Here is a 22,882-nt window from a genome sequence, read left to right as displayed (position 1 = left end):
GATTCCCGTCGTACGCCCCATAGAACACTGTCGCACCATCCGTGCCGGTCACCGGGGGCGAGCCACACCAGAGACGGCACGGCGCCGGGGTCGACCGGCCATCCGCCGTCACCCCATCCGGTGAATAATCCTTGGGTGCCCACTCGAACAGTGGGCTAGGCTCCCTCGCTCGGTCTCGTACGGAAGTGCTACTTGAAAGACGGGGGAGGGGCTCAAAAGGATGCGCCTGTTCCGTCTCTATTTCGCGGTGGCGGCGGGTGGTTTCCGGCGTTACGCCACATACCGGGTGGCGACGGCGGCAGGCGTCTTCACCAACACCGTCTTCGGCCTCATCCTCGCCTACACGTTCATCGCCCTGTGGACCGAGCGCCCCCATCTGGGCGGCTACGACCAGGCGCAGGCCCTCACCTTCGTCTGGACGGGGCAGGCGCTGCTCGCCGCCGTGGCCCTCATCGGAGGCGGATTCCAGGAGGAGCTGCAAGAGCGTATCCGAACGGGTGACGTGGCCGTCGACCTCTACCGCCCCGTCGACCTCCAGCTCTGGTGGCTCGCCGCCGATCTGGGGCGCGCTGCCTTCCACCTGGTGGGGCGGGGCGTGCTGCCCATGGTGGCCGGGGCACTGCTCTTCGAACTGGCCCTGCCCACGTCGCCCTTGACCTGGCTGCTGTTCCTGCTCTCGACCGGCCTCGGCTTCCTCACGGGCTTCGCGATCCGCTACCTCTTCGCGCTCACCTCCTTCTGGCTGCTGGACGGCGCGGGCGTGAACATCCTGAGCATGCTGCTCAGCGCGTTCTTCTCCGGGATGGTGCTGCCGCTGACGGTCTTCCCCGGCGCCTTCGGCGAGGTGGCCCGCTGGCTGCCCTGGGCGGCGACGCTCCAGGTCCCCGCCGACGTGCTGCTGGAGGAGCACCGGGGCACCGGGGCGCTGGGCGCGCTGGCCTTCCAGGCCGGGTGGGCGGTCGTACTGCTGGCGGCCGGGCGGCTGACGCAGTCCCTCGCCACACGGAAGGTGGTGGTCCAGGGTGGCTGAGCCCGCACCGACGGCCCCCATGGGCGCGCCGGAGGGGATGCTCGCGCGGACGTGGTACGGCCTGCGCGCGTACGCCTTCATCGTCGCGATGTGGGTGCGCTCGACCATGGCCTACCGGACGTCCTTCGTGATGATGGCGGCGGGAAACTTCGTACTCACGGCGCTCGACTTCCTCGCCATCATGATCATGTTCTCCCATGTGGACGCCCTCGGCGGCTTCTCGCTGCCCGAGGTCGCCTTCCTCTACGGCACATCCAGTACGTCCTTCGGCCTCGCTGACCTGCTGCTCGGCTCCTTCGACCGGGTCGGCGGCAGGGTACGGGACGGCACCCTGGACACGATGCTGGTGCGCCCCGTGCCGGTGCTCGCGCAGGTCGCCGCCGACCGCTTCGCACTGCGACGGCTGGGCCGCGTCACCCAGGGCGCACTGGTGCTGGGGTGGTCGCTGACACAGGCCGACATCGAATGGACGCTCGTGCCTGTGCTGCTGGTTCCCGTGATGCTGCTGAGCGGAGCGGCCCTGTTCGGGGCGCTGTTCGTGCTGGGCGGCGCGTTCCAGTTCTGGGCGCAGGACGCGGCCGAGGTGCAGAACTCCTTCACGTACGGCGGCACCACGCTGCTCCAGTACCCGCCGAGCGTCTTCGCCAAGGACCTGGTGCGCGGGGTGACGTTCGTGGTGCCGCTCGCCTTCGTGAACTGGCTGCCCGCACTGCGCGTGCTGGGCCGCGACGACCCCCTCGGCCTCCCCGGCTGGGTGGACTTCGCCTCGCCCCTGGTGGCGGCGCTGTGCTGCGCGCTGGCCGGGCTGGCGTGGCGGGGCGGGCTGCGCGCGTACCGCAGTACGGGCAGCTAGGGCGGGGCGACGGGGACGTGACACGTGCGGGGCAGCGAGAGAGAGGCGGACATGGACGGGCGCGAGGACGTACGCGAGGAGACCCGCGAGGACATCATCGTGCTGGAGGGGCTTGAGAAGGTCTTCCAGGTCCGGCGCGGGGGCGTGTTCGGGCGGCGTACCCGCAAGGAGGTACGGGCCGTCGACGGCATCTCCTTCACCGTCGCGCGCGGGGAGATGGTCGGCTACATCGGCCCCAACGGCGCCGGGAAGTCGACCACCATCAAGATGCTCACCGGCATCCTCACGCCGAGCGGCGGACGCCTGCGCGTCGCCGGGATCGACCCTTCGAGGGAGCGGACCCGGCTGGCCCGGCGCATCGGGGTGGTCTTCGGGCAGCGCACGACGCTGTGGTGGGACCTGCCGCTGCGCGACTCCTACGGGCTGGTGCGGCGCATGTACCGCATCCCCGAGGCGCGGTACCGGGCCAACCTCGAACGGTGCGTCGAGCTGCTGGACCTCGGCGACCTCCTGGAGGTGCCGGTGCGGCAGCTCTCGCTCGGGCAGCGGATGCGCGGCGACATCACGGCGGCGCTGCTGCACGACCCCGAGGTGCTCTATCTGGACGAGCCGACGATCGGGCTCGACGTCGTCAGCAAGGCGACCGTGCGCGGCTTCCTGCGCGACCTGAACGCCGAGCGCGCCACGACGGTCCTGCTGACGACGCACGACCTCAGCGACATCGAGCAGCTCTGCCGCCGGGTGATGGTCATCGACCATGGCCGGCTGATGTACGACGGGGCGCTGAACGGGCTGCACGAGGTGGGGGAGAGCGAGCGGACGCTGGTGGTGGACCTGGCGAGGGAACTGCCCCCGATCGAGGGAATCGAGGGCGCGCGGACCGTACGGACGGAGGGGCCGCGCCAGTGGCTCGCCTTCCCGGCGGCGGCGAGCGCGGCGCCGATCGTCTCGCGGCTCGCCGCCGACTATCCCCTGGTGGATCTGTCGGTGCGCGAGCCGGACATCGAGGACGTCATCGCCCGGATGTACTCGGGACGGTGAACCGCGCGGGGCCCGTCGCGTCGCGGGCCCCGTCGGCCCCGTCGGCCCCGTCGGCGCCTTCGGACGTCAGAGCTTCGCGGGCGTCGAGCCCTTGAGCTGCTTGAGGTCGAGGGCCTCGGCCATCGCGCGGTAGCCGTTGTCGCTCGGGTGCAGGTGGTCGCCGGAGTCGTAGGCCGGGCGGAGCCGCTCGGGGTGGGCGGGGTCGCGCAGCGCGGCGTCGAAGTCGACCACCGCGTCGAAGACGCCGCCGGCGCGGATCCGCTCGTTGACCTGCTGCCGTACGGCGTCCAGGTGCGGGCGGTAGCCGCGGTGGCCGCCAAAGGGCGTCAAGGTGCCGCCGACGACCCGCAGCCCCCGGTCGTGCGCCTGCGCGACGAGCTGCTCCAGCCCGTCCACGATCTTCTCGGGGTCGCGCTGGCGCGGGGGCTTGAGGATGTCGTTGAGGCCCATCTCTATGACGACGGCCTTCACGCCCGTGTGGGAGAGGACGTCGCGCTCCATGCGGGTGAGCCCGCTGGGGCCGTTGTTGGGCGAGTAGCGGCTGCCGTCGACGAGGACGCGGTTGCCGCTGATGCCGCCGTTCAGCACGCTGTAGTCCGGCGCTCCGCGCTCGGTACGCAGGCGCTCGGCCAGGAAGTCGGTCCAGCGCCGGTTGGCGCCGGGGCTGGAGGTGATGCCATCGGTGATGGAGTCGCCCAGCACGGCGACCGCGCCGCGCGTCTCGGCCGTCCACACGTCCACGGCGGTCAGATAGCGCCAGTAGGGGCTCTGCTGGGTGAAGGCGGTGCCCGCGGTCTCGTCGGCCTGGTCACCGTTGGCGACGTAGCTGGTCTGCCGTGCGTACGGGTGGTACGTCACAGGGCCCGAGGCGTCCGGCGAGTACGTGGTGACCAGCAGGTCGGCGGCGTGCGGCACGTTCAGCCTGACCGAGTCGCTCGTCGCCGTGCCGCCCGCGGGGATGGTCACCGAGGCGTTGTTGCCGAAGGTGAGGCGGCGCATGGTGCCCGTCGCGGCCGTCGGGTTGCTGGGGGCGGCGGCCAGGGCGAGCGTGGCGTGCGAGATGGTCAGCGGGCGGGTGCCGTAGAGGTTGGAGAGCTTGATGCGCGCGCCGGTGCCGCCGACGGACGTGTGGACCACGTTCCGTATCGACATGTCCGCGTAGCCGTCCTTCGTGTGGGGCTCGGCGGCCACGGCCGCCGCGGCCCAGGTGCCGACCCAGGAGCCCGCCGAGGCGGGAGCCGCGGAGTTGCGCGCATGCGGGGATGAGTCGTCCAGGCCGTTGTCGTCGCTCCCGACGCCGATGAAGATGGCGGTCGAGACGAGGACAACGATCGCCGCGAGTCCGGCGAGCAGGGCATAACCCATGTTCCTGGTCATGCGCGGTGTGTCTCCTCGGGCAGGCGGAGCCCGAGGCTCCGAGTTGTCGGCGGTGTCATGATCCCACGATCGCCGAAAGGGCCCCCGGGGCCGGCCCGGGCTCGTGGGTCAGGGGGACAGCGACGTCACCCGGACTGACAGACGCCAGGAATCCGTCCTTCGTTCCCTCCATCGGGCAGCTTGGGACACTGTAGGGGGGACAGGGCGAACGATGGAGCGGGATGGAACGGACAAATCGGGGCGATCACGCCGCTCAGAATGATGCCCACGTGAGGGCAATCACAAGCGGCGCCGTCGAGCGCGGAGGGGGCGACGAGGGGGAGCGCGGGGGTGTGCCGGAACCCGTCGACCAGGAACGGGCCGCTGGCGCCGCCCCTGGCCGTACGGCTGAACGCGCGGACACGGGCGTGTCCGGCGCGGGAGCTGTAGCGGGTGCGGATGCCGGTACTGGTACCGGTGCCGTGGACGGGCAGGGGCCGTCGGGTGGCGGCAACGGCGGGCGGCAGCGGCAGCGGCGGCGTACGGGCTCGCCCGGCGCCATGGGCGTGTTCACCGCTGCGGACGAGGAGCGGCGGCGCGGCGTACGCCGCATGAAGACCATCGCGACGGGCGCCCTCGCCTTCATGGCGGTCGTCTTCGTCCTGGCCAAGTGGGCGCAGAGCGCGGGCGCGGGAAGCTGGACCGGCTACGTCGCGGCGGCGGCCGAGGCCGGGATGGTGGGCGCGCTCGCCGACTGGTTCGCGGTGACGGCACTGTTCCGGCACCCCATGGGCCTGCCGATCCCGCACACCGCGATCATCCCGACGAAGAAGGACCAGCTCGGCCGGAGCCTGGGCGACTTCGTCGGCGAGAACTTCCTGTCCGGCGAGGTCGTGCGCTCACGGCTGAGCGCCGTCGGCATCGGCAGCAGGCTGGGCGCCTGGCTCGCCGAGCCGGAGCACGCCGACCGCGTCACGGCGGAGCTGGCCACGGCGCTGCGCGGCGCGCTGGCCGTGCTGCGGGACTCCGACGTGCAGGCCGTCGTGGGGGAGGCCATCACGCGCAGGGCCGACGCGCAGGAGATCGCGCCCGGACTCGGCACGATGCTGGAGAAGGTGGTGGCCGACGGCGGGCACCGCCGGATCGTGGACCTGGTGTGCGTACGCGCCGCCGAGTGGCTGGAGGTGCACAGCGACTCGGTCATGGACGCGGTGACGGGCGGCGCCCCCGGCTGGACGCCGCGCTTCGTGGACCGGAAGGTGGGCGAGCGCGTCTACCGCGAGCTGCTGCGCTTCGTCACCGAGATGCGGGACATGCCCGACCACCCGGCGCGCGGCGCGGTGGACCGCTTCCTCTCCGACTTCGCGCACGACCTCCAGACCGACCAGGAGACCCGCGAGCGCGTCGAACGGCTCAAGCGGGAGGTGCTGGGGCGCGGCGAGGTGCAGGACCTGATCGCCTCGGCCTGGAACGCGGTGCGCACGATGATCGTCGCCGCGGCCGAGGACGAGCGCAGCGAGCTGCGGGTACGGGCGCGTGCCGCGCTGCTGTCGCTCGGCGCGCGGATGGCGGCCGACGGGCGGCTCCAGGGGAAGGTCGACGGCTGGGTCGAGGGGGCCGCGGTGTACGTCGTCACCACGTACCGGGACGAGATCACCTCCCTCATCACCGAGACCGTCGCGGGCTGGGACGCGGAGCACACGTCGAAGAAGATCGAGGCCCACATCGGCAGGGACCTCCAGTTCATCCGCATCAACGGCACGGTCGTCGGCTCCCTGGCCGGACTCGCGATCTATACGGTGGCGCGGTTCTTCGGGGTGTGACGCGGTTCGGGGCGGGGGCGGGTGCGGGGGCGCGGGTTCGTCCGGAGGGGGCGGGGCTTGGCGCGGGCATGGTAAGTGCGCGGCGCAGGGCCTATCGTGCGCGCGATGCGAGCGCGGGTGGTGACGCAGGGGCGCGGGCACCGCGGCGGCCGGGGCGAGTGGGCCGCGCGGGCGCTGTGGGCTGCGGCCGAGGCGGCCGTGACCTTCGGGCTGGTGGTCCTGCTGCTGGTGGCGCACCAGTTGTGGTGGACGAACAGGCAGGCACGGGCCGACGCGCAGCGCCAGGTGGAGTCCCTGGAGCGGCAGTGGGACCGGCCCGGAGCCGAGGACTACGGGGGCGCCGATGACGGCGCGGGGTCCGGCGACGGGGACGGTGACGCCGAGGGCGACTCGGATGGTGCCGGAGAAGGGGACTCCGGTTCCGCGGGGGCGGGGCAGGCCGGGGGCGGCGGACGCGCGGAGCGGCCCCGCTGGGACCAGGCGTACGCCGTGCTGCGGATCCCGGAGATCGGGGTCACCGCGCCCGTGGCCGAGGGCATCAGCAAGGCGGGCGTGCTCAACAAGGGCTACGTCGGCCACTATCCGCACACCGACGACCCCGGCGAAGCGGGCAACTTCGCGCTGGCCGGGCACCGCAACACGCACGGCGAGCCGTTCCGCCACATCAACCGGCTGCGGGCCGGGGACACGGTCGAGATCGAGACGTCGAAGGCCCGCTACGTGTACGCGGTGGAGCGCACGGTCCCGCGTACGACACCCGGCGACGGGACGGTGCTCAAGCCCGTGCCCTACAGCAGCGTCCACAGGGAACAGCGGATGGACGGCCCCGGCTACTACCTCACGCTGACCACCTGCACCCCCGAGTACACCTCCACCTACCGGCTCGTGGTGTGGGCGCGGCTGAAGAGCGTGGAGCCGCGGTAGGGCGCGGCGGGGCAGAGCGGGGCGGGGTGGAGCGGGGGAGGGAACCGGCTGTCGGTGGCGAACGTTAGTCTGATGAACGCGGAGTTGAGAACGAGTGGGACGAGTGGAAGGGGGACGGCGTGATCTATCGGACCGCACAAGCGTGGCGCCTGTCTCTCGTCGCGCTGCTCCTCGCCGTCACCGGCCTCTTCCTCACCGAGAGCGGCCTGGCCACCGCGCTGACGGGCGCGGCAGCGGCGGCGGCCGTGCTGCTGCTGTGCCACACCGTGCTGCTGGCGGTGGCCGCCGCGGCGCCGCCCGTCCCGCCGGGGCGAATACGCACGGCGATACGCGACCGCGAGCGCCGCACGGCCTTCCTGCCGCAGCGTGATCCGGACGCCTCGGGGCGTCCGCGTCCCCGAGCGCCGGGCCGTCGCGCAGCGACGGCCGCGTAGGCGCCCGGCTCCCTTCTCCGCCGAACCGTCGGCTCACTGGCCCACTGGCCCCTGACCTTGATCACCGCGGTGGTCTCCGGTCCGGTCACGGGCGACGGTTCCACCGGGTGGGCCCGCGCGGCTCGTCACACCGAATCCTGACCGGTCCGGTTCGACGAGACCCCGTGGAGGGCTCAGCCATGTCCGTCTTCGCATCCCTTGTCGCCTCGCTGTCCGAGGCGCTCGACCCGCTCTTCGGCGCCGCTGCCACGGCCGCCGCGATCGTCGCGTTCACGCTGTGCGTGCGGCTCGCCCTCCATCCGCTGGCGCGTGCCGCGGTGCGGGGCGAGCGCGTACGGGCCAGGCTGGCGCCGCGCATGGCCGAGGTGCAGCGCAAGCACGGCAAGGACCCGGAGCGGCTGCGGCGCGAGATGTCGCGGATGTACGCGGAGGAGGGCGCTTCCCCGGTCGCCGGGTGCCTGCCGATGGTGCTCCAGTTGCCGTTCTTCTTCGTGATGTACCACCTGTTCACCACCGACGAGGCGCTGCTCTCCCACACCCTGCTCGGCGCCCCGCTCGGTGGCCGGTGGACCGACGCGCTCGGTGAGGGAGGGGTGTTCGGGCAGCAGGGGCTGGTGTATCTGGGCCTGTTCGCGCTGATCGCGGCCGTGGCGACGTGGACGTACCTGCGCACGCGCCGCCTCACGAAGGCGACGGCCTCCGCGAACGCGGCGAGCGGTGCGGGCGCGGGCGGGGGCACGGGCACAGGTGGGGGCGCGGCGGCGCCGGGCGTTCCCGGTGGTGCGGCCATGGCCAGGGTGCTGCCGCTGCTGGCCTTCGGCACCCTGGTCACGGCGGCGGTCGTCCCGCTCGCGGCCGGGCTCTATGTGGCCACCACCACGGCCTGGACGGCCGTCGAGCGCGCCGCGCTCGGGGCGGGGAAGCCGCCGCAGCCCGCAGCGGTGGCGGACGGGTCGCGGGAGAGGGAGAAGAGGAGGGGGAGGGAGCGGTCGAAGGTGAAGGAGGGGCGGGCCCGGTCCAATACGTGAACGGGGTCTTGTGGTTCTGAACCCCCTCTTGGAGGATCGAACATTCCATCTCGATGGCCGTCCCCATCGGTGTCCTCGACCTCGGGAGTGTGACCTTGAAGCTGCTGCGTGTCGGAACGGTGGGGGCGGAGCGCCCGGCGCTGCTCGACGAGAGCGGTGCACTGCGGGATCTGAGCGGCCTGGTGCCGGACGTCGACGGTGCGCTGCTGGCCGACGACGCCGCGCTCGCGCGCGTACGGGAGGCGGCCTCGGCGGGCACTCTGCCGGTGCTGGACGCGTCGGGGCTGCGTACGGGCGCGCCGGTGGCCCGTATCGGCAAGGTCGTGTGCATCGGGCTGAACTATCACGACCACGCGCGGGAGACCGGAGCGCCCGTCCCGGAGGAGCCGATCATCTTCATGAAGGCCCCGGACACCGTCGTCGGCCCCGACGACACGGTGCTGGTGCCGCGCGGCAGCCGGAAAACGGACTGGGAGGTCGAACTGGCCGTCGTCATCGGCCGTACGGCGCGCTATCTGGAGACGGACGAGGAGGCGCTGGCGTCGGTCGCCGGGTACGCGGTGGCGCACGACGTCTCGGAGCGGGAGTTCCAGATCGAGCGCGGCGGCCAGTGGGACAAGGGCAAGAACTGCGAGACGTTCAACCCGCTCGGCCCCTGGCTCGTCACCGCCGACGAGATACCGGACCCGCAGGCGCTGGCCCTGCGGCTGTGGGTCAACGGGGAGCCGAAGCAGGACGGCACCACGGCCGAGCAGATCTTCCCGGTGGCGGAAGTGGTGCGCTACGTCAGCCAGTTCATGACCCTCTATCCGGGCGACGTCATCAACACCGGCACACCGGCGGGCGTCGCCATGGGGCAGCCCGAGCCCAAGCCGTATCTGCGGCCCGGTGACGTGGTGGAGCTGGAGATCGAAGGGCTGGGGCGGCAGCGCCAGGAGCTGAAGCAGGGTTGACGCGGGCGGCGCGACGGGCCCCGGTGCGACGGGTCCGGGGCCCCTGACTCCGGGGCCTGGGGCATGAACCCCGAGCCCCAGGGACTCCCGGGACCCGTCGGCGACCCGTCGGCCGCTATGCCAGGGAGACCGTCCTGCCCTCGCGCGCCGACGTACGGGCCGCCTCCAGGACGCGGAGCGCCTCGGCGGCCTCGGCCGCCGTGACCGGGGGAGCGGTGCCCGCGCGCAGGGCGGCGGCGACGGCGGCGTAGTAGGCCGGGTAGTCGCCGGGCCGGGTCGGCACAGCGCGTGCCTCGTCCAGCGCGCCGAGCGTGCCCCGCGCCGACTCGGGCTCCACGCCCCACGGCCCGTCCCCACCAGGGCGTTCGCCCTCGCGCAGGGCGGCTTCCTGGGGGTCGAGCCCGTACTTGACGTACGCGGCCTCGCTGCCCAGCACCCGGAAACGGGGCCCGAGCTGGGCCGCGGTGGCGCTCATCCACAGGTGGGAGCGGACGCCGTTCGCGTGGGTGAGGGCGATGAACGTGTCGTCGTCGGCCTCCGCGCCCGCGCGGCGTACGACCGACTCCGCGTAGACCGAGTCGGCGGGCCCGAAGAGGGTGAGGGCCTGGTCCACGAGGTGGCTGCCCAGGTCGTAGAGGAGGCCGCCCACGTCGGCCGGGTCGCCCGACTCGCGCCAGCCGCCCTTCGGCTTGGGCCGCCAGCGCTCGAAGCGGGACTCGAAGCGCCAGACCGTGTCGCCGAGCGCGCCCTCGTCGAGGAGCGCGCGGAGGGTGAGGAAGTCGTTGTCCCAGCGCCGGTTCTGGAAGGCGGACAGCAGCAGCCCGCGCTCCTCGGCCAGCGCCGCCAGCTCCTCGGCCTCGGCGGCCGTCGGCGCGAGCGGCTTGTCCACGACGACGGGGAGGCCCGCTTCGAGGGCGCGGCGGGCGAGGTCCACGTGGGTGCGGTTCGGGGAGGCGATCACGACGAGGTCGAGCGCGTCGGCGCGGGCGAGGAGTTCGCCAGCCGAGGCGACGGTACGGACGCCGTCGCCGTGCTCGTCCCTGGCCTGCGCCTGGCGCGCGGGGTCCGAGGTGACGACCGTGTCCAGGGCCAGCCCTTCGGTGGCGGCGATGAGCGGCGCGTGGAAGACGGAACCGGCCAGGCCGTAGCCGACGAGGCCGACGCGGAGGGGAGGGGTGACAGCGTCCATGGCCCCACTTTCGCACGGTCGTCCGTACGGGTGCCGACGTGCCCACGCGCCGGTCCGCGCGTGCGGCGCGGACTTGACGGGCGTTGCTCCGAATGGGCGGCATTCGCCGGGTGAAAGTGGCGGAGAATGCCGACTTCCTCCGGCGGGCACGTCGCGCGTGGCATGTTCCTGGACACCGGCCCGCCTCGGCGCCGGTGCCCGAGCGGTCAGCCCAGCAAAGGTCCGTCCCATATGCGCGTGCGCACAGCTCTCGTCCTCGGCAGCGTCGGTCTCTCCCTCGCCACGGCGGCCACGGCGGCCACGGCGGCTCCGGCCGCGACGGCCGTTCCGGCCGCGACGAGAGGGCCCGTCGCCGCCGCCACGGTTCCCGGCCCCTCCGATCCCGCCGACCTCACCGGTCTCGCGGTTCCCGCGCCGCGCACACCGGAGTGCGGCGAGCGGGAGCGGCAGCGGGACGGCCGCTCCCCGCAGGGCGGCGCCGAGCCCGCGTCCCCGCGTGCGCTCACGGCGCGGCTCCACGGCCTCACCCGCACATACGAGGCCGGTGGCGGCTGGCGCGAGCTGCGGTTCACCTTCCGCAACGCCACGGGCGGCCCGTGCCGGGTGAGCGACCCGGCCGTCGTGCTCCGCGACGAGGAGCAGACACTGCGCGCCGACCAGATCCACATGCGGTTCCGCGACCGCCCCGACCGCCCCGACCGCGCCGAGCACGTCGACGCCGCGTCTGCCGACCGCGCGCCGAAGAGGGCAGCGGGGACGGCGGGTGCCTGGAAGCCGGTGCGCTTCCGGCACACCGCGCACGGGGAGAACACCGGAACGCTGGAGGGGCGCGGCTTCGCGGGGTACGTGGTTCCGGCGCGCGGCGAGGTGACCGTGCGGGCGCTGCTGCGGTTCAGCGGGGAGACGGCCGACAACCTCGTACGGGCGAGCGCGGGCACGGCCGTGCGCCCCCGCTCCGGCTCCGGCGCGTCCGGGGTCGCCGTGACGGGCGCGTCCCGTCCCGTCCTCTTCGCGATCAAGGGCGCCCCCGACCGCCCCGCCCGGCGCACCGGCTCCGCCGACTCCGGCGACCCCGCGCCCCGCGACCACTCCGCAGCCCCGGAACCCGGTACCGGCTCCGGCGACTCGGGCCACCGCACCGGCACGGAACCCGGTACCGGCTCCGGCGACCCCGGACCCCGCACCGGCACGGAACCCCGCACCGAGCCCGAGCCCTCGGACCGGCCGGGCGGTACGCGGCTGAACCCGGCGCTGCGGCCCGTACGGCTGCCCGCGCCCGAGGCGTCCGCGGCGCCCGTGCCGGACGGCCCGTGGGAGCGGGGCCACCCCGCAGCCGGCCCCTGGCGCTGACCTCTCACGCCCTCCCGCCGCCCCCCCGTGCCGGGCCGGGCCCGGCACGCGTCCGCACGTGACGTGGCCGTGGCCTGAAAAGATGCCGCTGTGGATATTCCGTACGACAGCAGCGCTCCCGTCCGCGCCGGTATACCCGAGCACGGGCGGGTCCCGAAGTACTACGCGGTGAAGGCGAAGATCGTCCCGCTCCTCGACGAGCTGGGCGAGGGCGGCACCCTGCCGACCGAGCGCGATCTCGCCGTGCGCTTCGAGGTCTCCCGCGAGACGGTGCGGCAGGCGCTCCGCGAGCTGGTGCTGGAGGGGCGGCTGCGCCGTGCGGGGCGCGGGACGGTCGTCGCCGGGCCGAAGCTGGCGCAGCCGCTGTCGCTGGCCAGCTACACGGAGGGCGTACGGAAGCAGGGCCGCGTCCCGGGCCGTCACCTCATCGGCCTGGAGCGGCACCCGTGCCCCGAGCGGCTGGCGGGGGAACTGGCCGTCGGACGCGGCACTCCGGTCTGGCACATGGAGCGGGTGCTGCTCGCGGACGACGAGCGCGTGGGCATCGAGAGCACGTACATCGCGGTGGAGCGCGTGCCGGACCTGGAGCGGGACTTCGACCCCGACTCCTCCTTCTACGGGTACCTCAGCGAGCGGGTCGGCATCCGCTTCGGCGACGCGGACGAGCGGTTGGAGACGGTGCTCGCGACGCCGCGCGAGGCGCTGCTCGTCGGCACCTCGCCCGCCCTGCCGATGCTGCTGATCCACCGGCTCTCGCGGGACACCGAGGGCCGTCCCCTGGAGCGGGTGCGCAGCCTCTACCGCGGCGACCGGTTCAGTTTCACCACACACCTGGGCGACGGGAACTGAGCGTTCCGCCCAGCCCTCCCGTCCTGCCCTCCCGGCTGACGAGCCGCTGACCTGCCCGAACGCAGCAACCTGACACAGGTAACGAGAAGATAACGGGTCTGGGCCAAGATTGACGATCAGTTAACCGTCGCGTTGCCGGGAGGTCCTGAGCGGTACACGCGCCGCCGGGAGCGTTCCTGCCATGCGAGTCATAGTCGTCGGAGCGGGCGTGCTGGGCACCATGCACGCCTGGCAGGCAGTAGAACGCGGCCACGAGGTCGTCCACATCGAGCGCGAGGAGCAGGCGCGCGGCGCCTCCGTGCGCAACTTCGGGCTCGTCTGGATCGGCGGTCGCGCCGACGGTCCTGAGCTGGAGACCGCGCTGCGGGCCCGCACCCTGTGGGAGGAGATCGGCGCACGCGTCCCCGGCCTGGGCTTCCGCCCCAACGGATCGCTCACCGTCGTCACGAACGAGGCCGAACTGGCCGTCGCCGAGGCGGCGGCGTCGCGTACGGACGCGGCCGAGCGCGGCTACAAGCTGCTCACCGCAGAGGAGACCCGCGCCCTCAACCCGGCGCTGCGCGGCCCGTCCGTGCGGGGAGCGCTGTGGTGCGAACGGGACGCCGCCGTCGAGCCGCGCCCCGCGCAGCGCGCGCTCCAGGACGCGCTGCGCGCCTCGGGCCGCTACACCTTCCTCGGCGGACGCGAGGTGCGCGGCCTGGTCCCCGAGCGGCTCGCGGCCGTCCGCGACGACCGGGGCGAGGTGCACGAGGGCGACGCGGTCGTCCTGTGCACCGGCGCCTGGCTGGGCGGGATGGTGCGCGAACTGGCGGGCGAGGTGCCCGTACGCCGCGTGCGCCTCCAGATGATGCAGACCGAGCCGCTGGACGAGGAGCTGCCCACCTCCGTCGCCGACGCGGACAGCTTCCGCTACTACCCGGCCTACGGCGGCGCCGCGCTCGACGCGCTGGCCGCCGCTCAGCCGCAGCGGCCCGTCGCCGCCGCGCACAAGATGCAACTGCTGATGGTCCAGCGCCGCGACGGCTCGCTGACCATCGGCGACACCCACGAGTACGAGACGCCCTTCGCCTTCGACGTCGACGAGGAGCCCTACGGGCATCTGAAGCGGGTGGTCGAGGACCTGCTCGGGCGCGAACTGCCCCCCGTGCGGCGGCGCTGGGCCGGCGTGTACGCGCAGTGCACGGACCGCGAGCGCGTCGTGCACCGGCAGCGGCTGCGCGAGGGCACCGAGTCATGGCTGGTCACCGGGCCCGGCGGGCGCGGCATGACCTGCTCCCCGGCGATAGCCGAGGACACCGCGAACGCACTGGGATGGTGAGGAAGTTGACCGAGAGCGGAACCGAGAGCGGAACCGAGAGCGGAACCGGCTACGACAAGTCCGGCGGGCGCGAGGGGCGCGACGAGCGCGTCAAGCTGGTCGTGCTGGACATGGCGGGCACCACCGTCGCCGACGGCGGGCTCGTGGAGCGCGCCTTCGGGGAGGCGGCCCAGCGCCTGGGCGTCGAGCCCGGCACCCCGGACCACGAGGAGAAGCTCGCCTATGTGCGGGCGACGATGGGCGAGTCCAAGATCTCCGTCTTCCGGCACCTCTTCGGCGAGGAGGAGAAGGCGCGACGGGCCAACGCCGAGTTCGAGCGCGCCTACGGAGAGCTGGTCGACGCCGGGCACTGCGCCCCGCTGCCAGGCGCCAGGGAGGCCATCGAGCGGCTGCGCGACGCGGGGCTGACCGTCGTGCTGACGACGGGCTTCGCCCGTACGACGCAGGACGCGATCCTCGCCGCGCTCGGCTGGCGCGACCTGGTCACGCTGACCCTGTGCCCCGCCGACGCGGGCGGGCGCGGCCGTCCGTACCCCGACATGGTGCTCGCGGCGCTGCTGCGCACGGGCGCCGCCGACGACGTGCGCGAGGTCGCCGTCGCCGGGGACACCGCATACGACATGCTCTCCGGGCGCCGCGCGGGCGCGAGCGTCGTCGCGGGCGTCCTGACCGGCGCCCACGACAAGGGGCAGCTCAGCGAGGCCGGAGCCACGCATGTGCTCGGCTCCGTCGCGGAGTTGCCGGAGCTGTGCGGGGTGCGGTGATGAGGCGGGCCACAGAAACGGGCGCCGACGCGGGCACGGGCGCCGCCACGGACACGGTCACGGCGACCGCCCGGACAGCCGCAACCGCAACCGACACCGCCACGCCCCCGGCCGTCACCTCCAGGAGCGCGGGCACCCGCGCGGGCATCCGGTTCGACGAGGTCACCGTCGCCTACGGCAATACCGTCGTCCTCGACGCCTTCGACCTCACCGTCGAGCCCGGCGAGGTCATGGCGCTGCTCGGCCCCTCGGGCTCGGGCAAGACGACCGCGCTGCGCGCCGTCGCGGGCTTCGTGCGGCCCGCGTCGGGGCGGGTGTGGCTCGGCGAGCGCGACGTCACGGATCTGCCGCCGCACCGGCGCGGCGTCGGCATGGTCGTGCAGCAGTACGCGCTCTTCCCGCACATGCGCGTCGCGGACAACGTCGCGTTCGGCCTCAAGGCCCAGAAGGTGCCGCGCGGCGAGATCGCGGGCCGGGCCGCCGAGGCGCTGGAGATGACGGGCATGAGCGCGTACGCGCGGCGCTACCCGCGCGCGCTCTCAGGCGGGCAGCAGCAGCGCGTCGCCATCGCGCGGGCGCTGGCCATCCGCCCCGACGTGCTGCTCCTCGACGAGCCGCTGTCCGCGCTCGACGCGCAACTGCGCTCGGGAATGCTGGCCGAACTCGCGCGGCTGCACCGCGAACTGCCCGACGTCTCGATCCTCTACGTCACCCACGACCAGGTCGAGGCGCTGACCCTCGCCGACCGCATCGCCGTCATGGACAGGGCGCGGCTCCAGGACGTCGGCACGCCGCAGCGGCTGTACCGGGAGCCGCGCGGCGAGTTCACGGCGTCCTTCGTCGGCAACGCGAACCTGCTGCCGGTCACCGGCGGCGCCGGGGGCACGGTGCTGTTCGGCGACGTACCCCTGGAGATCGCCGGGACCGACCAGGCGGCCGGGTCCTCCGGGACGACCGGGACCGGTCTCCCCGACGGGCATACCGCCACCCTGTGCGTGCGCCCCCACCTCGTCTCGCTGGGCGGCCCCGGAGCGCCGCAGGGGCCCAACACGCTGCGCGGCACCGTGACCGGGCTCCAGTGGCGCGGCGCCACGCACCGGGTCACCGCTGACGTGGGAGGCCACGAGGTGACCGCCGACGTGCGGGAACTGCGGACACCGCCCGCGCTCGGCGACGAGGTCACCCTCTCCTTCGCGGCCGAGGACGGGGTGCTGATCCATGGCTGAGCCGACCGCGACAGCGACCGTGACCGCGCTCGCCGAACGGTCTCCCGACGCGCCCGACCGGGCCGACGGCCCACGCCCCGCCCCCGCCCCCTCGTCAGCGCCCGCCGCGCGGCGCGGTGCACACGCCGTTCCGTCCGTTCCGGCCGCGCTGTGGGCCCTGCCGCCCGTCGCCGTCCTCGCGGTCGTCTTCCTCTACCCGCTCGTCCTCGTCGTCGTGCAGTCCGTCTCGCCCGACGGCGGCGGCACCTCCCTCGCCCCGTACGGGGAGGTGTTCTCCTCCGCGGCCTTCAGGGAGGCCCTGGTCACCACCGTGTGGATCGCGGCGGGGGCCACCGTCGGCTGCCTGGTGCTGGGCTTCGTCCTCGCGCTCGTGGTCGCCTTCGTGCCGTTCCCCGGGAGCAGGGCGGTCGCGAAGTTCATCGACGTCTTCCTGTCCTTCCCTTCCTTCCTCATCACGCTCGCGCTGCTGTTCATCTACGGCTCCGTCGGCATGGCCAACGGCCTCTGGACCGGCGCCACGGGGGCGAGCGAGGGCCCGTTCCACTTTCTGACGACGCCCTGGGGCGTGCTGCTGGCCGAGGTCACCTACTTCACGCCCTTCGTGATGCGTCCGCTTCTCGCCGCGTTCTCGCAGCTCGAAACGGCGCAGTTGGAGGTCGCCTCCTCGCTGGGCGCGCGCCCGCTGCGGATCGTGCGGACCGTGATTTTGCCCGAGGCGTATCCCGCGCTGATGGCGGGCGGCAGCCTGGTCCTCGTCCTGTGCCTGAACGAGTTCGCGATCGTGCTGTTCACCGGCGCCAAGGACGTCGTCACGCTGCCGATGCTCGTCTACAGCAAGGCGATCCTCGAATCCGACTACGTCGCCGCCTGCGTGGTCGCCACCGTCAACGTCGCCATCTCGGTGGGGCTCTACGCGCTCTATCGCGCCGTCGCGGCGCGCGCCGCAGCGGGATCCGGAACCGCAACCGGAGCCGGGGCCGCAACCGGAGCCGGGGCAGAAGGGAGCGGACGCCGTGCTCGTCCACAGCCGTAAGGGACGCTGGGCCGTCTGGGCGCTGTTCGCGGTGCTGTTCGTGCCGCTGTTCGCGACGCCCCTGCTGGTGATCGCCGTCGCGTCCTTCTCCACCAACTGGAGCGGAGCCTTCCCCTCGGGGGCCACCCTCGCCCACTACGAGGCGGCCACCCGCGGCGAGTCCCTCGCCGCGCTCGGCGTCAGCCTCCAGACCGCCGTCGGCGCCAGCCTCGTCGCGCTCGTCGTCGGCACTTGGGCCGCACTGGCAGCCGCGTCGATGGGCAGGCGGCTGCGCCGGGTGCTGGACGCGCTGTTCATGCTGCCGGTCGCGGTGCCCTCCGTGGTCGTCGGACTGGCCGTGCTCGTCGCCTACAGCAAGCCGCCGGTGACCCTCAACGGCACCCGCTGGATCGTGATCCTCGCGCACACGGTGCTGGTGACCGCGTTCGCGTTCCAGTCCGTCTCCGCCGCCGTCAGCCGCCTCGACCCGGCCTACGAGCAGGCCGCCGCCTCCCTCGGCGCGCGCCCCTCGTACGTCCTGTGGCGAGTGAAGCTCCCGCTGCTGCTGCCGTCCCTCAACGCGGCGGCCGGGCTCTGCTTCGCGCTGTCCATGGGCGAGCTGAGCGCCACGATGATGCTCTACCCGCCGGACTGGATGCCCCTGCCCGTCCAGATCTTCGCCGCCACCGACCGCGGCTCCCTCTTCACCGGCTCGGCGGTCGCGGTCGTCCTGATGGCGACGACGCTGCTGGTGCTGCTGGCCGTGTCCCGCGTCCGTACGAAGGCGTCGTACCGCTGAGGCGCTGCCACCCCGCGTTCTTCCCTCCCTCCCTCCCCTTAAGGAGCCCTTTGCCATGCCCCGCCACACCACGCGTACGTCCACATCCACGCTCACCGCCGCGGCCCTCGGCGCGCTCGCCCTCACCGTCACGCTCACCGGCTGCGGAGGCACCGGCTCCGCCGCCTCCGACGGCAGGACCGTCACCGTCTACAGCGCCGACGGCCTCAAGGGGGACAAGGGCGACGGCTGGTACGACAAGCAGTTCAAGGAGTTCGAGAAGAAGACCGGCATCAAGGTCGAGTACGTCGAGGGCGGCTCCGGCGAGATGGTGCAGCGCGCCGTACGCGAGAAGAGCAACACCCAGGCCGACGTCATGGTGACCCTGCCGCCCTTCATCCAGCAGGCCGACAGCCAGGGCCTGCTGGAGAAGTACACGCCCAAGGGCGCCGAGAACGTCGCCGAGGGCGACAAGGCCGCCGACGGCACCTGGACCAGCGTCGTCAAGAACTACTTCGGCTTCGTCCACAACACCAAGGAGCTGCCGGAGGGGAAAGCGGAGGCGCCGAAGACCTGGAACGACCTGCTGGACGCCAAGTACAAGGACAAGCTCCAGTACTCCACCCCCGGCGTCGCGGGCGACGGCACCGCGCTCCTGGTCAAGGCGATGCACGACATGGGCGGCGAGAAGCCCGCCATGGAGTACCTCGGCAAGCTCCAGAAGAACAACGTCGGCCCCTCGTCCTCCACCAGCAAGCTGGCACCCAAGGTGGACAAGGGCGAACTGCTCGTCGCCAACGGCGATGTGCAGATGAACTACGCCCAGGCCAAGTCCATGCCGAACCTCGGCATCTGGTTCCCGGCCAAGGACGAGAACGCGAAGCCCACCACCTTCGCGCTGCCCTACGCGGCCGGCCTCGTCAAGGGCGCGCCGAACTCCGCCAACGGCAAGAAGCTGCTCGACTTCCTGCTGAGCGAGCAGGCGCAGCGGGACGTCTCCTCGGTGGGCGGCGGCTTCTCCGCGCGTACGGATGTGAAGGCCACCGACGAGAACGCCACCGAGCTGGCCTCCCTCATGAAGGGCGTGGAGGTCTTCCGGCCCGACTGGGAGGACGTCGAGAAGAACCTCGACACGTACATCGACGCCTGGAAGTCCGCCACGGGCTCCTGACGCGCTCGCCCCCCGCGCCCCCCCGGCCCCTGGCGCCCCTGGTGTCTCCGGCGTCTCCGGGATCTCCGCCGTCCCCGGCGCACGGGTCCGGCCGTGGCGGTTAGGCTGATCGCGCGGCCGGACCCACCGGCAGGCACCGACGAGACCTGGCAGGAGCCGTCACGTGGCAGAGCGCAAGCCGATCGAGTCATGGCTCACCGACATGGACGGTGTGCTGATGCACGAGGGCGTTCCGGTTCCCGGAGCGGACGCCTTCCTCAAGCGGCTGAAGGAGTCCGGCAGGCCGTTCCTCGTGCTGACGAACAACTCGATCTACACGCCCCGCGACCTCCACGCCCGCCTCGGCCGCATCGGCCTGGACGTGCCCGTCGCCAACATCTGGACCTCGGCGCTGGCCACGGCCCAGTTCCTCGACGACCAGCGCCCCGGCGGCACCGCGTACGTCATCGGCGAGGCCGGGCTGACCACCGCGCTGCACGACATCGGGTACGTGCTGTCCGACACCGAGCCGGACTACGTCGTCCTGGGCGAGACCCGCACCTACAGCTTCGAGGCGCTGACCAAGGCCATCCGCCTCATCAACGCGGGCGCCCGCTTCATCGCCACCAACCCGGACGAGACCGGCCCCTCCGCCGAGGGCGCGCTGCCCGCCACCGGGTCCGTGGCCGCGCTGATCACCAAGGCCACGGGACGGCACCCGTACTTCGTCGGCAAGCCCAACCCGCTGATGATGCGCGCCGGGCTGAACGCCATCGGGGCGCACTCCGAGACCTCCGCCATGATCGGCGACCGCATGGACACCGACGTACGGGCCGGGATGGAGGCGGGCCTGGAGACCTTCCTCGTGCTGACCGGCCTCACGGCACCCGACGAGGTGGACACCTTCCCGTACCGCCCGACGACCGTCGTCGACTCGATCGCCGACCTGGTGGACCGCGTCTGAGCGGACGTCACCGTACGGAGTAGTAAGCGGCCTCTCCGGATGCGGAGGGGCGCGGGCGCGGGGACCGTCGGGAGTGACCGACCCGGAGGTTCACCATGCGGAGCGACCTCACGTCCACCCCCGCCGCCAGCGGCACCCCGCGCACGCGCACGCTCACCGCGGCCCGACACCCGCTCGCCTTCGCGCTCCTGGCCACGGCGGCGCTGGGCACGTCGCTCGGCCTCGCGCAGGGCACCGCGCTCGCGGACGGCGCGGACGCCCCGCATGCTCCGCGCCTGGGTCCGGCGCTGGTCAACCCGCCTTCGGCGCGCCCCGGCGGCGAGGTCGATGTCCACGTCGACGGCTGCGGGGACGACACGGGCCTCGCCCGTTCCCCCGCCTTCGCCGACGACGCGCCCCTGCGGCTCGCCGCGGACGGCGGACTCACAGCGCGTGCCACGCTCAGCGCCTCGGCGGAGCAGGGCGCCCACGGCGTCGCGGTCTCCTGCGACGGGGGCCGGATGGCCAGGGGCTCCGTCACCGTCGACGACGCCGCGCCCGCGCCCGCGCCAGGCCCGCCCTCCTCGCCCTCCGCACCCGTACGGGCAGGCGGCGGCGCCATGGCGGACGAGGGCACGCGCCCCGGGCCGCTCACCCAGGCGGCCTGGCCGGTGTTCGCGGCCGGGGCCGCGCTGATGGTGGCGGGCGCCGCGCTCGCGCTCCGGCGACGGCGCGCCGAGTACCGGAACACCACGCCCACGCCCGCACCGACCCCCACGCCCGCACCGACCCCCGCGCCCGCACCGGACGCGCACCCCGGGACGGGGCCCGGGGCAGGCGGCACGGGCACCGGCACAGGCACCGCACCCGGCGTGGCCGACCGAGCGGCCGAAGCGGACTCGTGAGCCCGGCGTCCGAGCTGGTCCCGGACACCCCGGACGGCGAGCCCAGGACGTCGGCCCGGAGCAGGCTGACCACGGGCGTGGCCTGGGCCGTGCTGCTGCTCGGGCTGTGGCTGTGGGGGCGCGAGCTGACCGAGGGCGGGCGGAGCGGCGCCGTGTTCGGCGACGACTCCCGCACCCGCGGCGCCGCCGCCGGAACTGAGCCCCTGCCCGCGGCCCACGACCCGCTCCCCGGCACGCCACGGCCTGTGAAGCTGCGCATCGGCGCCCTCGGCGTCCGCGCCCCCGTGATCGCGCGCGGTGTCGATGGGCACGGCGGCATAGCGGCACCCCCGTACAGCAGGCCGGGGCTCGCGGGCTGGTACGGCGCCGGACCCGTGCCGGGCGCGCGGGGTGCCGCGCTGATCGTCGGGCATGTGGACACGGAGCGGCACAAGGCCGTCTTCTACGGGCTCAGCAGCGCCGACCGGGGCACGAGGATCGAGGTCACCAGGTCGGACGGCACCGTCGCCGAGTTCACCGTCGAGCGGACGAAGGTCGTGCGCCACGAGGACTTCGACGCGCGCGAGGTCTACGGGCCCGCCGTGCGCGGCCGTTCCGAACTCCGCCTGCTCACCTGCGGCGGCGCCTTCGACCACGAACGGCGGGCCTACACCTCCAACGTGGTGGTCTCCGCCTACCTCACGGGTTCACGCGGCACTCCCGCCGACTCCTGAACCCCGGACCCCGCCTCGCCCGGACCCCGCTCCCCCTGACACCCCCGTCACGGATTGCGCTGTGAGCGTGCGGCGGTTCCGCGAGGGGACGCGGGAGGGGAAAGTCGGTGCATGAGACTTCTGTTATTGGGCGGTACGGAGTTCGTGGGGCGCCTTGTCGCCGAGGAGGCGCTGTCGCGGGGCTGGGAGGTGACCGTCTTCCACCGGGGGCGCCACGCGCCCCCGCCCGGCGTCACGGCCCTGCGCGGGGACCGGCAGGGCACGGAGGACGGCCTGACGGCCCTGGCCGAGGGGGAGTGGGACGCCGTCGTCGACACCTGGTCGTGGGCCCCGTCGGCGGTACGGGACGCGGCGCGGCTGCTCGCGAACCGCGTGGGCCGGTACGTGTACGTCTCCAGCCGCTCGGTCTACGCGCCACCGGTCGCGCTGGGACTGGACGAGGACGGACCCGTGCTGGACGCCTCGCCGGACGACGGCGACGACGGTGCTGACGTGCCCTACGCGCGGGCCAAGCGCGGCGGGGAACTGGCCGCGCTGGACGCCTTCGGCGACCGGGCGCTGCTGGTGCGCGCGGGGCTCATCCTCGGCCCGTACGAGAACCTCGGGCGGCTGCCCTGGTGGCTGGCGCGGATCGCGCGCGGCGGACCCGTACTGGCTCCGGGACCGCGGGACCTGGGCCTCCAGTACATCGACGCGCGCGACCTCGCCCGCTGGACGGCCGACGCGGTGGAGCGGCGGCTGAGCGGTCCCTACAACCTGGTGAGCCCGCCGGGCCACGCCACCATGGGCGAACTGCTGGAGGAGTGCGTACGCGTCACGGGCTCCGGCGCCGAACTGTGCTGGACCGCTCCGGAGACCATCCTCGCGGCGGGCGTCGAGCCGTGGACCGAGCTGCCCGTCTGGGCGCCGCCGGGCGAGCAGTGGGACGCGCTGTTCGGGGGCGACGTGTCCAGGGCGCTGGCCGCGGGGCTGCGCTGCCGTCCCGTCGCGGACACCGTGGCGGCGACGTGGGAGTGGCTGCGGGGCCTGGACGGGCCGCCGCCCGTGCGGGACGGCTGGCGGGCCGGGCTGGACCCGGACCGGGAGGCGCGCGTCCTGGCCGCCCGCACCTGACGGACCGCGCCCGACGACGGGCGAGCCGCCGTGTGACGGGCCGCCGTGGGGGGGGGGGGGGGGGGGCTATTCCGCGAGACCCCCCCACGAGGCCCGCGGGGGCGGGAGCAGTAGCAGGGCCCAGGCCCCG

General features: G+C 73.6%; 22 protein-coding genes. 20 read left to right on the top strand and 2 right to left on the bottom strand.

Annotated elements, in window-relative coordinates; genetic code table 11:
* The first annotated feature begins 220 nt into the window (after window positions 1-220).
* From ACWGJ2_RS26890 to ACWGJ2_RS26880, 3 genes are read left to right on the top strand one after another with little or no spacing between them, the layout of a single operon-like run.
* Complete coding sequence (locus tag ACWGJ2_RS26890; protein WP_453348811.1) at window positions 221-1,030, top strand: ABC transporter permease; 810 nt, start codon at window positions 221-223, stop codon at window positions 1,028-1,030.
* A 19-nt stretch (window positions 1,031-1,049) separates the two neighbouring features.
* Complete coding sequence (locus tag ACWGJ2_RS26885; RefSeq protein WP_453348866.1) at window positions 1,050-1,883, top strand: ABC transporter permease; 834 nt, start codon at window positions 1,050-1,052, stop codon at window positions 1,881-1,883.
* A gap of 51 nt (window positions 1,884-1,934) precedes the next feature.
* Window positions 1,935-2,924 (top strand): ABC transporter ATP-binding protein, encoded by a 990-nt coding sequence (locus ACWGJ2_RS26880; RefSeq protein WP_453348865.1) that lies wholly within the window; start codon window positions 1,935-1,937, stop codon window positions 2,922-2,924.
* A 66-nt stretch (window positions 2,925-2,990) separates the two neighbouring features.
* On the opposite strand, the gene ACWGJ2_RS26875 is transcribed toward ACWGJ2_RS26880, so the two are convergent.
* Window positions 2,991-4,301 (bottom strand): SGNH/GDSL hydrolase family protein, encoded by a 1,311-nt coding sequence (locus ACWGJ2_RS26875; RefSeq protein ID WP_453348810.1) that lies wholly within the window; start codon window positions 4,299-4,301, stop codon window positions 2,991-2,993.
* Between the two features lie 221 nt (window positions 4,302-4,522).
* Between ACWGJ2_RS26875 and ACWGJ2_RS26870 the strand changes: the two genes are divergently transcribed.
* The 5 genes from ACWGJ2_RS26870 to ACWGJ2_RS26850 all read left to right on the top strand — a co-directional run bounded on the left by ACWGJ2_RS26870 (window position 4,523) and on the right by ACWGJ2_RS26850 (window position 9,442).
* Window positions 4,523-6,103 carry a DUF445 domain-containing protein gene (locus ACWGJ2_RS26870; RefSeq protein ID WP_453348809.1) on the top strand — a complete coding sequence of 527 codons (1,581 nt, stop codon included), beginning with the start codon at window positions 4,523-4,525 and terminating at the stop codon, window positions 6,101-6,103.
* A 105-nt stretch (window positions 6,104-6,208) separates the two neighbouring features.
* Window positions 6,209-7,027, top strand: a complete 819-nt coding sequence (locus tag ACWGJ2_RS26865; protein ID WP_453348808.1) for a class E sortase — start codon at window positions 6,209-6,211, stop codon at window positions 7,025-7,027.
* Between the two features lie 122 nt (window positions 7,028-7,149).
* Window positions 7,150-7,461, top strand: a complete 312-nt coding sequence (locus ACWGJ2_RS26860) for a DUF6412 domain-containing protein (protein WP_453348864.1) — start codon at window positions 7,150-7,152, stop codon at window positions 7,459-7,461.
* Window positions 7,462-7,640: 179 nt separating this feature from the next.
* Entirely contained in the window at window positions 7,641-8,489 is an 849-nt protein-coding gene (locus tag ACWGJ2_RS26855) for a YidC/Oxa1 family membrane protein insertase (protein WP_453348807.1), read from the top strand.
* A gap of 95 nt (window positions 8,490-8,584) precedes the next feature.
* Window positions 8,585-9,442 (top strand): fumarylacetoacetate hydrolase family protein, encoded by an 858-nt coding sequence (locus ACWGJ2_RS26850; protein ID WP_453348863.1) that lies wholly within the window; start codon window positions 8,585-8,587, stop codon window positions 9,440-9,442.
* Between the two features lie 115 nt (window positions 9,443-9,557).
* Here ACWGJ2_RS26850 and ACWGJ2_RS26845 read toward each other — a convergent pair whose 3' ends face one another.
* Window positions 9,558-10,631, bottom strand: coding sequence for a Gfo/Idh/MocA family oxidoreductase (locus ACWGJ2_RS26845; protein WP_453348806.1), 1,074 nt, complete (start codon window positions 10,629-10,631; stop codon window positions 9,558-9,560).
* Between the two features lie 237 nt (window positions 10,632-10,868).
* On the opposite strand from ACWGJ2_RS26845, the gene ACWGJ2_RS26840 reads away from it, so the two are divergent.
* The 12 genes from ACWGJ2_RS26840 (at window position 10,869) to ACWGJ2_RS26785 (ending at window position 22,752) form a co-directional block, all read left to right on the top strand.
* Window positions 10,869-11,981, top strand: coding sequence for a hypothetical protein (locus ACWGJ2_RS26840; RefSeq protein WP_453348805.1), 1,113 nt, complete (start codon window positions 10,869-10,871; stop codon window positions 11,979-11,981).
* Between the two features lie 90 nt (window positions 11,982-12,071).
* Window positions 12,072-12,830: a GntR family transcriptional regulator gene (locus tag ACWGJ2_RS26835; protein WP_453348804.1), complete on the top strand. Its 759-nt coding sequence runs from the start codon at window positions 12,072-12,074 to the stop codon at window positions 12,828-12,830.
* A gap of 181 nt (window positions 12,831-13,011) precedes the next feature.
* The gene (locus ACWGJ2_RS26830; RefSeq protein ID WP_453348803.1) at window positions 13,012-14,148 is read left to right on the top strand and encodes a TIGR03364 family FAD-dependent oxidoreductase; all 1,137 of its coding nucleotides are present in this window, start codon (window positions 13,012-13,014) and stop codon (window positions 14,146-14,148) included.
* Window positions 14,149-14,243: 95 nt separating this feature from the next.
* Entirely contained in the window at window positions 14,244-14,912 is a 669-nt protein-coding gene (locus tag ACWGJ2_RS26825) for a phosphonatase-like hydrolase (protein WP_453348862.1), read from the top strand.
* Window positions 14,912-16,138 (top strand): ABC transporter ATP-binding protein, encoded by a 1,227-nt coding sequence (locus tag ACWGJ2_RS26820; RefSeq protein ID WP_453348802.1) that lies wholly within the window; start codon window positions 14,912-14,914, stop codon window positions 16,136-16,138. Before ACWGJ2_RS26825 ends, ACWGJ2_RS26820 begins: the two co-directional genes overlap by 1 nt.
* The gene (locus tag ACWGJ2_RS26815; RefSeq protein WP_453348801.1) at window positions 16,131-17,171 is read left to right on the top strand and encodes a 2-aminoethylphosphonate ABC transporter permease subunit; all 1,041 of its coding nucleotides are present in this window, start codon (window positions 16,131-16,133) and stop codon (window positions 17,169-17,171) included. Before ACWGJ2_RS26820 ends, ACWGJ2_RS26815 begins: the two co-directional genes overlap by 8 nt.
* Window positions 17,152-17,949 (top strand): ABC transporter permease, encoded by a 798-nt coding sequence (locus tag ACWGJ2_RS26810; RefSeq protein WP_453348800.1) that lies wholly within the window; start codon window positions 17,152-17,154, stop codon window positions 17,947-17,949. The genes ACWGJ2_RS26815 and ACWGJ2_RS26810 overlap by 20 nt, the downstream gene beginning before the upstream one ends.
* Before the next feature lie 55 nt (window positions 17,950-18,004).
* Window positions 18,005-19,099, top strand: coding sequence for a 2-aminoethylphosphonate ABC transporter substrate-binding protein (locus ACWGJ2_RS26805; RefSeq protein WP_453348799.1), 1,095 nt, complete (start codon window positions 18,005-18,007; stop codon window positions 19,097-19,099).
* A 163-nt stretch (window positions 19,100-19,262) separates the two neighbouring features.
* Window positions 19,263-20,042 (top strand): HAD-IIA family hydrolase, encoded by a 780-nt coding sequence (locus ACWGJ2_RS26800; protein WP_453348798.1) that lies wholly within the window; start codon window positions 19,263-19,265, stop codon window positions 20,040-20,042.
* A gap of 95 nt (window positions 20,043-20,137) precedes the next feature.
* Window positions 20,138-20,926: a hypothetical protein gene (locus ACWGJ2_RS26795; protein ID WP_453348797.1), complete on the top strand. Its 789-nt coding sequence runs from the start codon at window positions 20,138-20,140 to the stop codon at window positions 20,924-20,926.
* Window positions 20,923-21,639 (top strand): class F sortase, encoded by a 717-nt coding sequence (locus tag ACWGJ2_RS26790; RefSeq protein ID WP_453348796.1) that lies wholly within the window; start codon window positions 20,923-20,925, stop codon window positions 21,637-21,639. Before ACWGJ2_RS26795 ends, ACWGJ2_RS26790 begins: the two co-directional genes overlap by 4 nt.
* A gap of 111 nt (window positions 21,640-21,750) precedes the next feature.
* On the top strand, window positions 21,751-22,752 hold the full coding sequence (locus ACWGJ2_RS26785; RefSeq protein WP_453348795.1) for an NAD-dependent epimerase/dehydratase family protein: 1,002 nt from the start codon (window positions 21,751-21,753) through the stop codon (window positions 22,750-22,752).
* Window positions 22,753-22,882 lie beyond the last annotated feature (130 nt).

The organism is Streptomyces sp. NPDC054796 (assembly GCF_053611545.1).
This window is presented reverse-complemented; position numbering and strand designations above follow the sequence as displayed.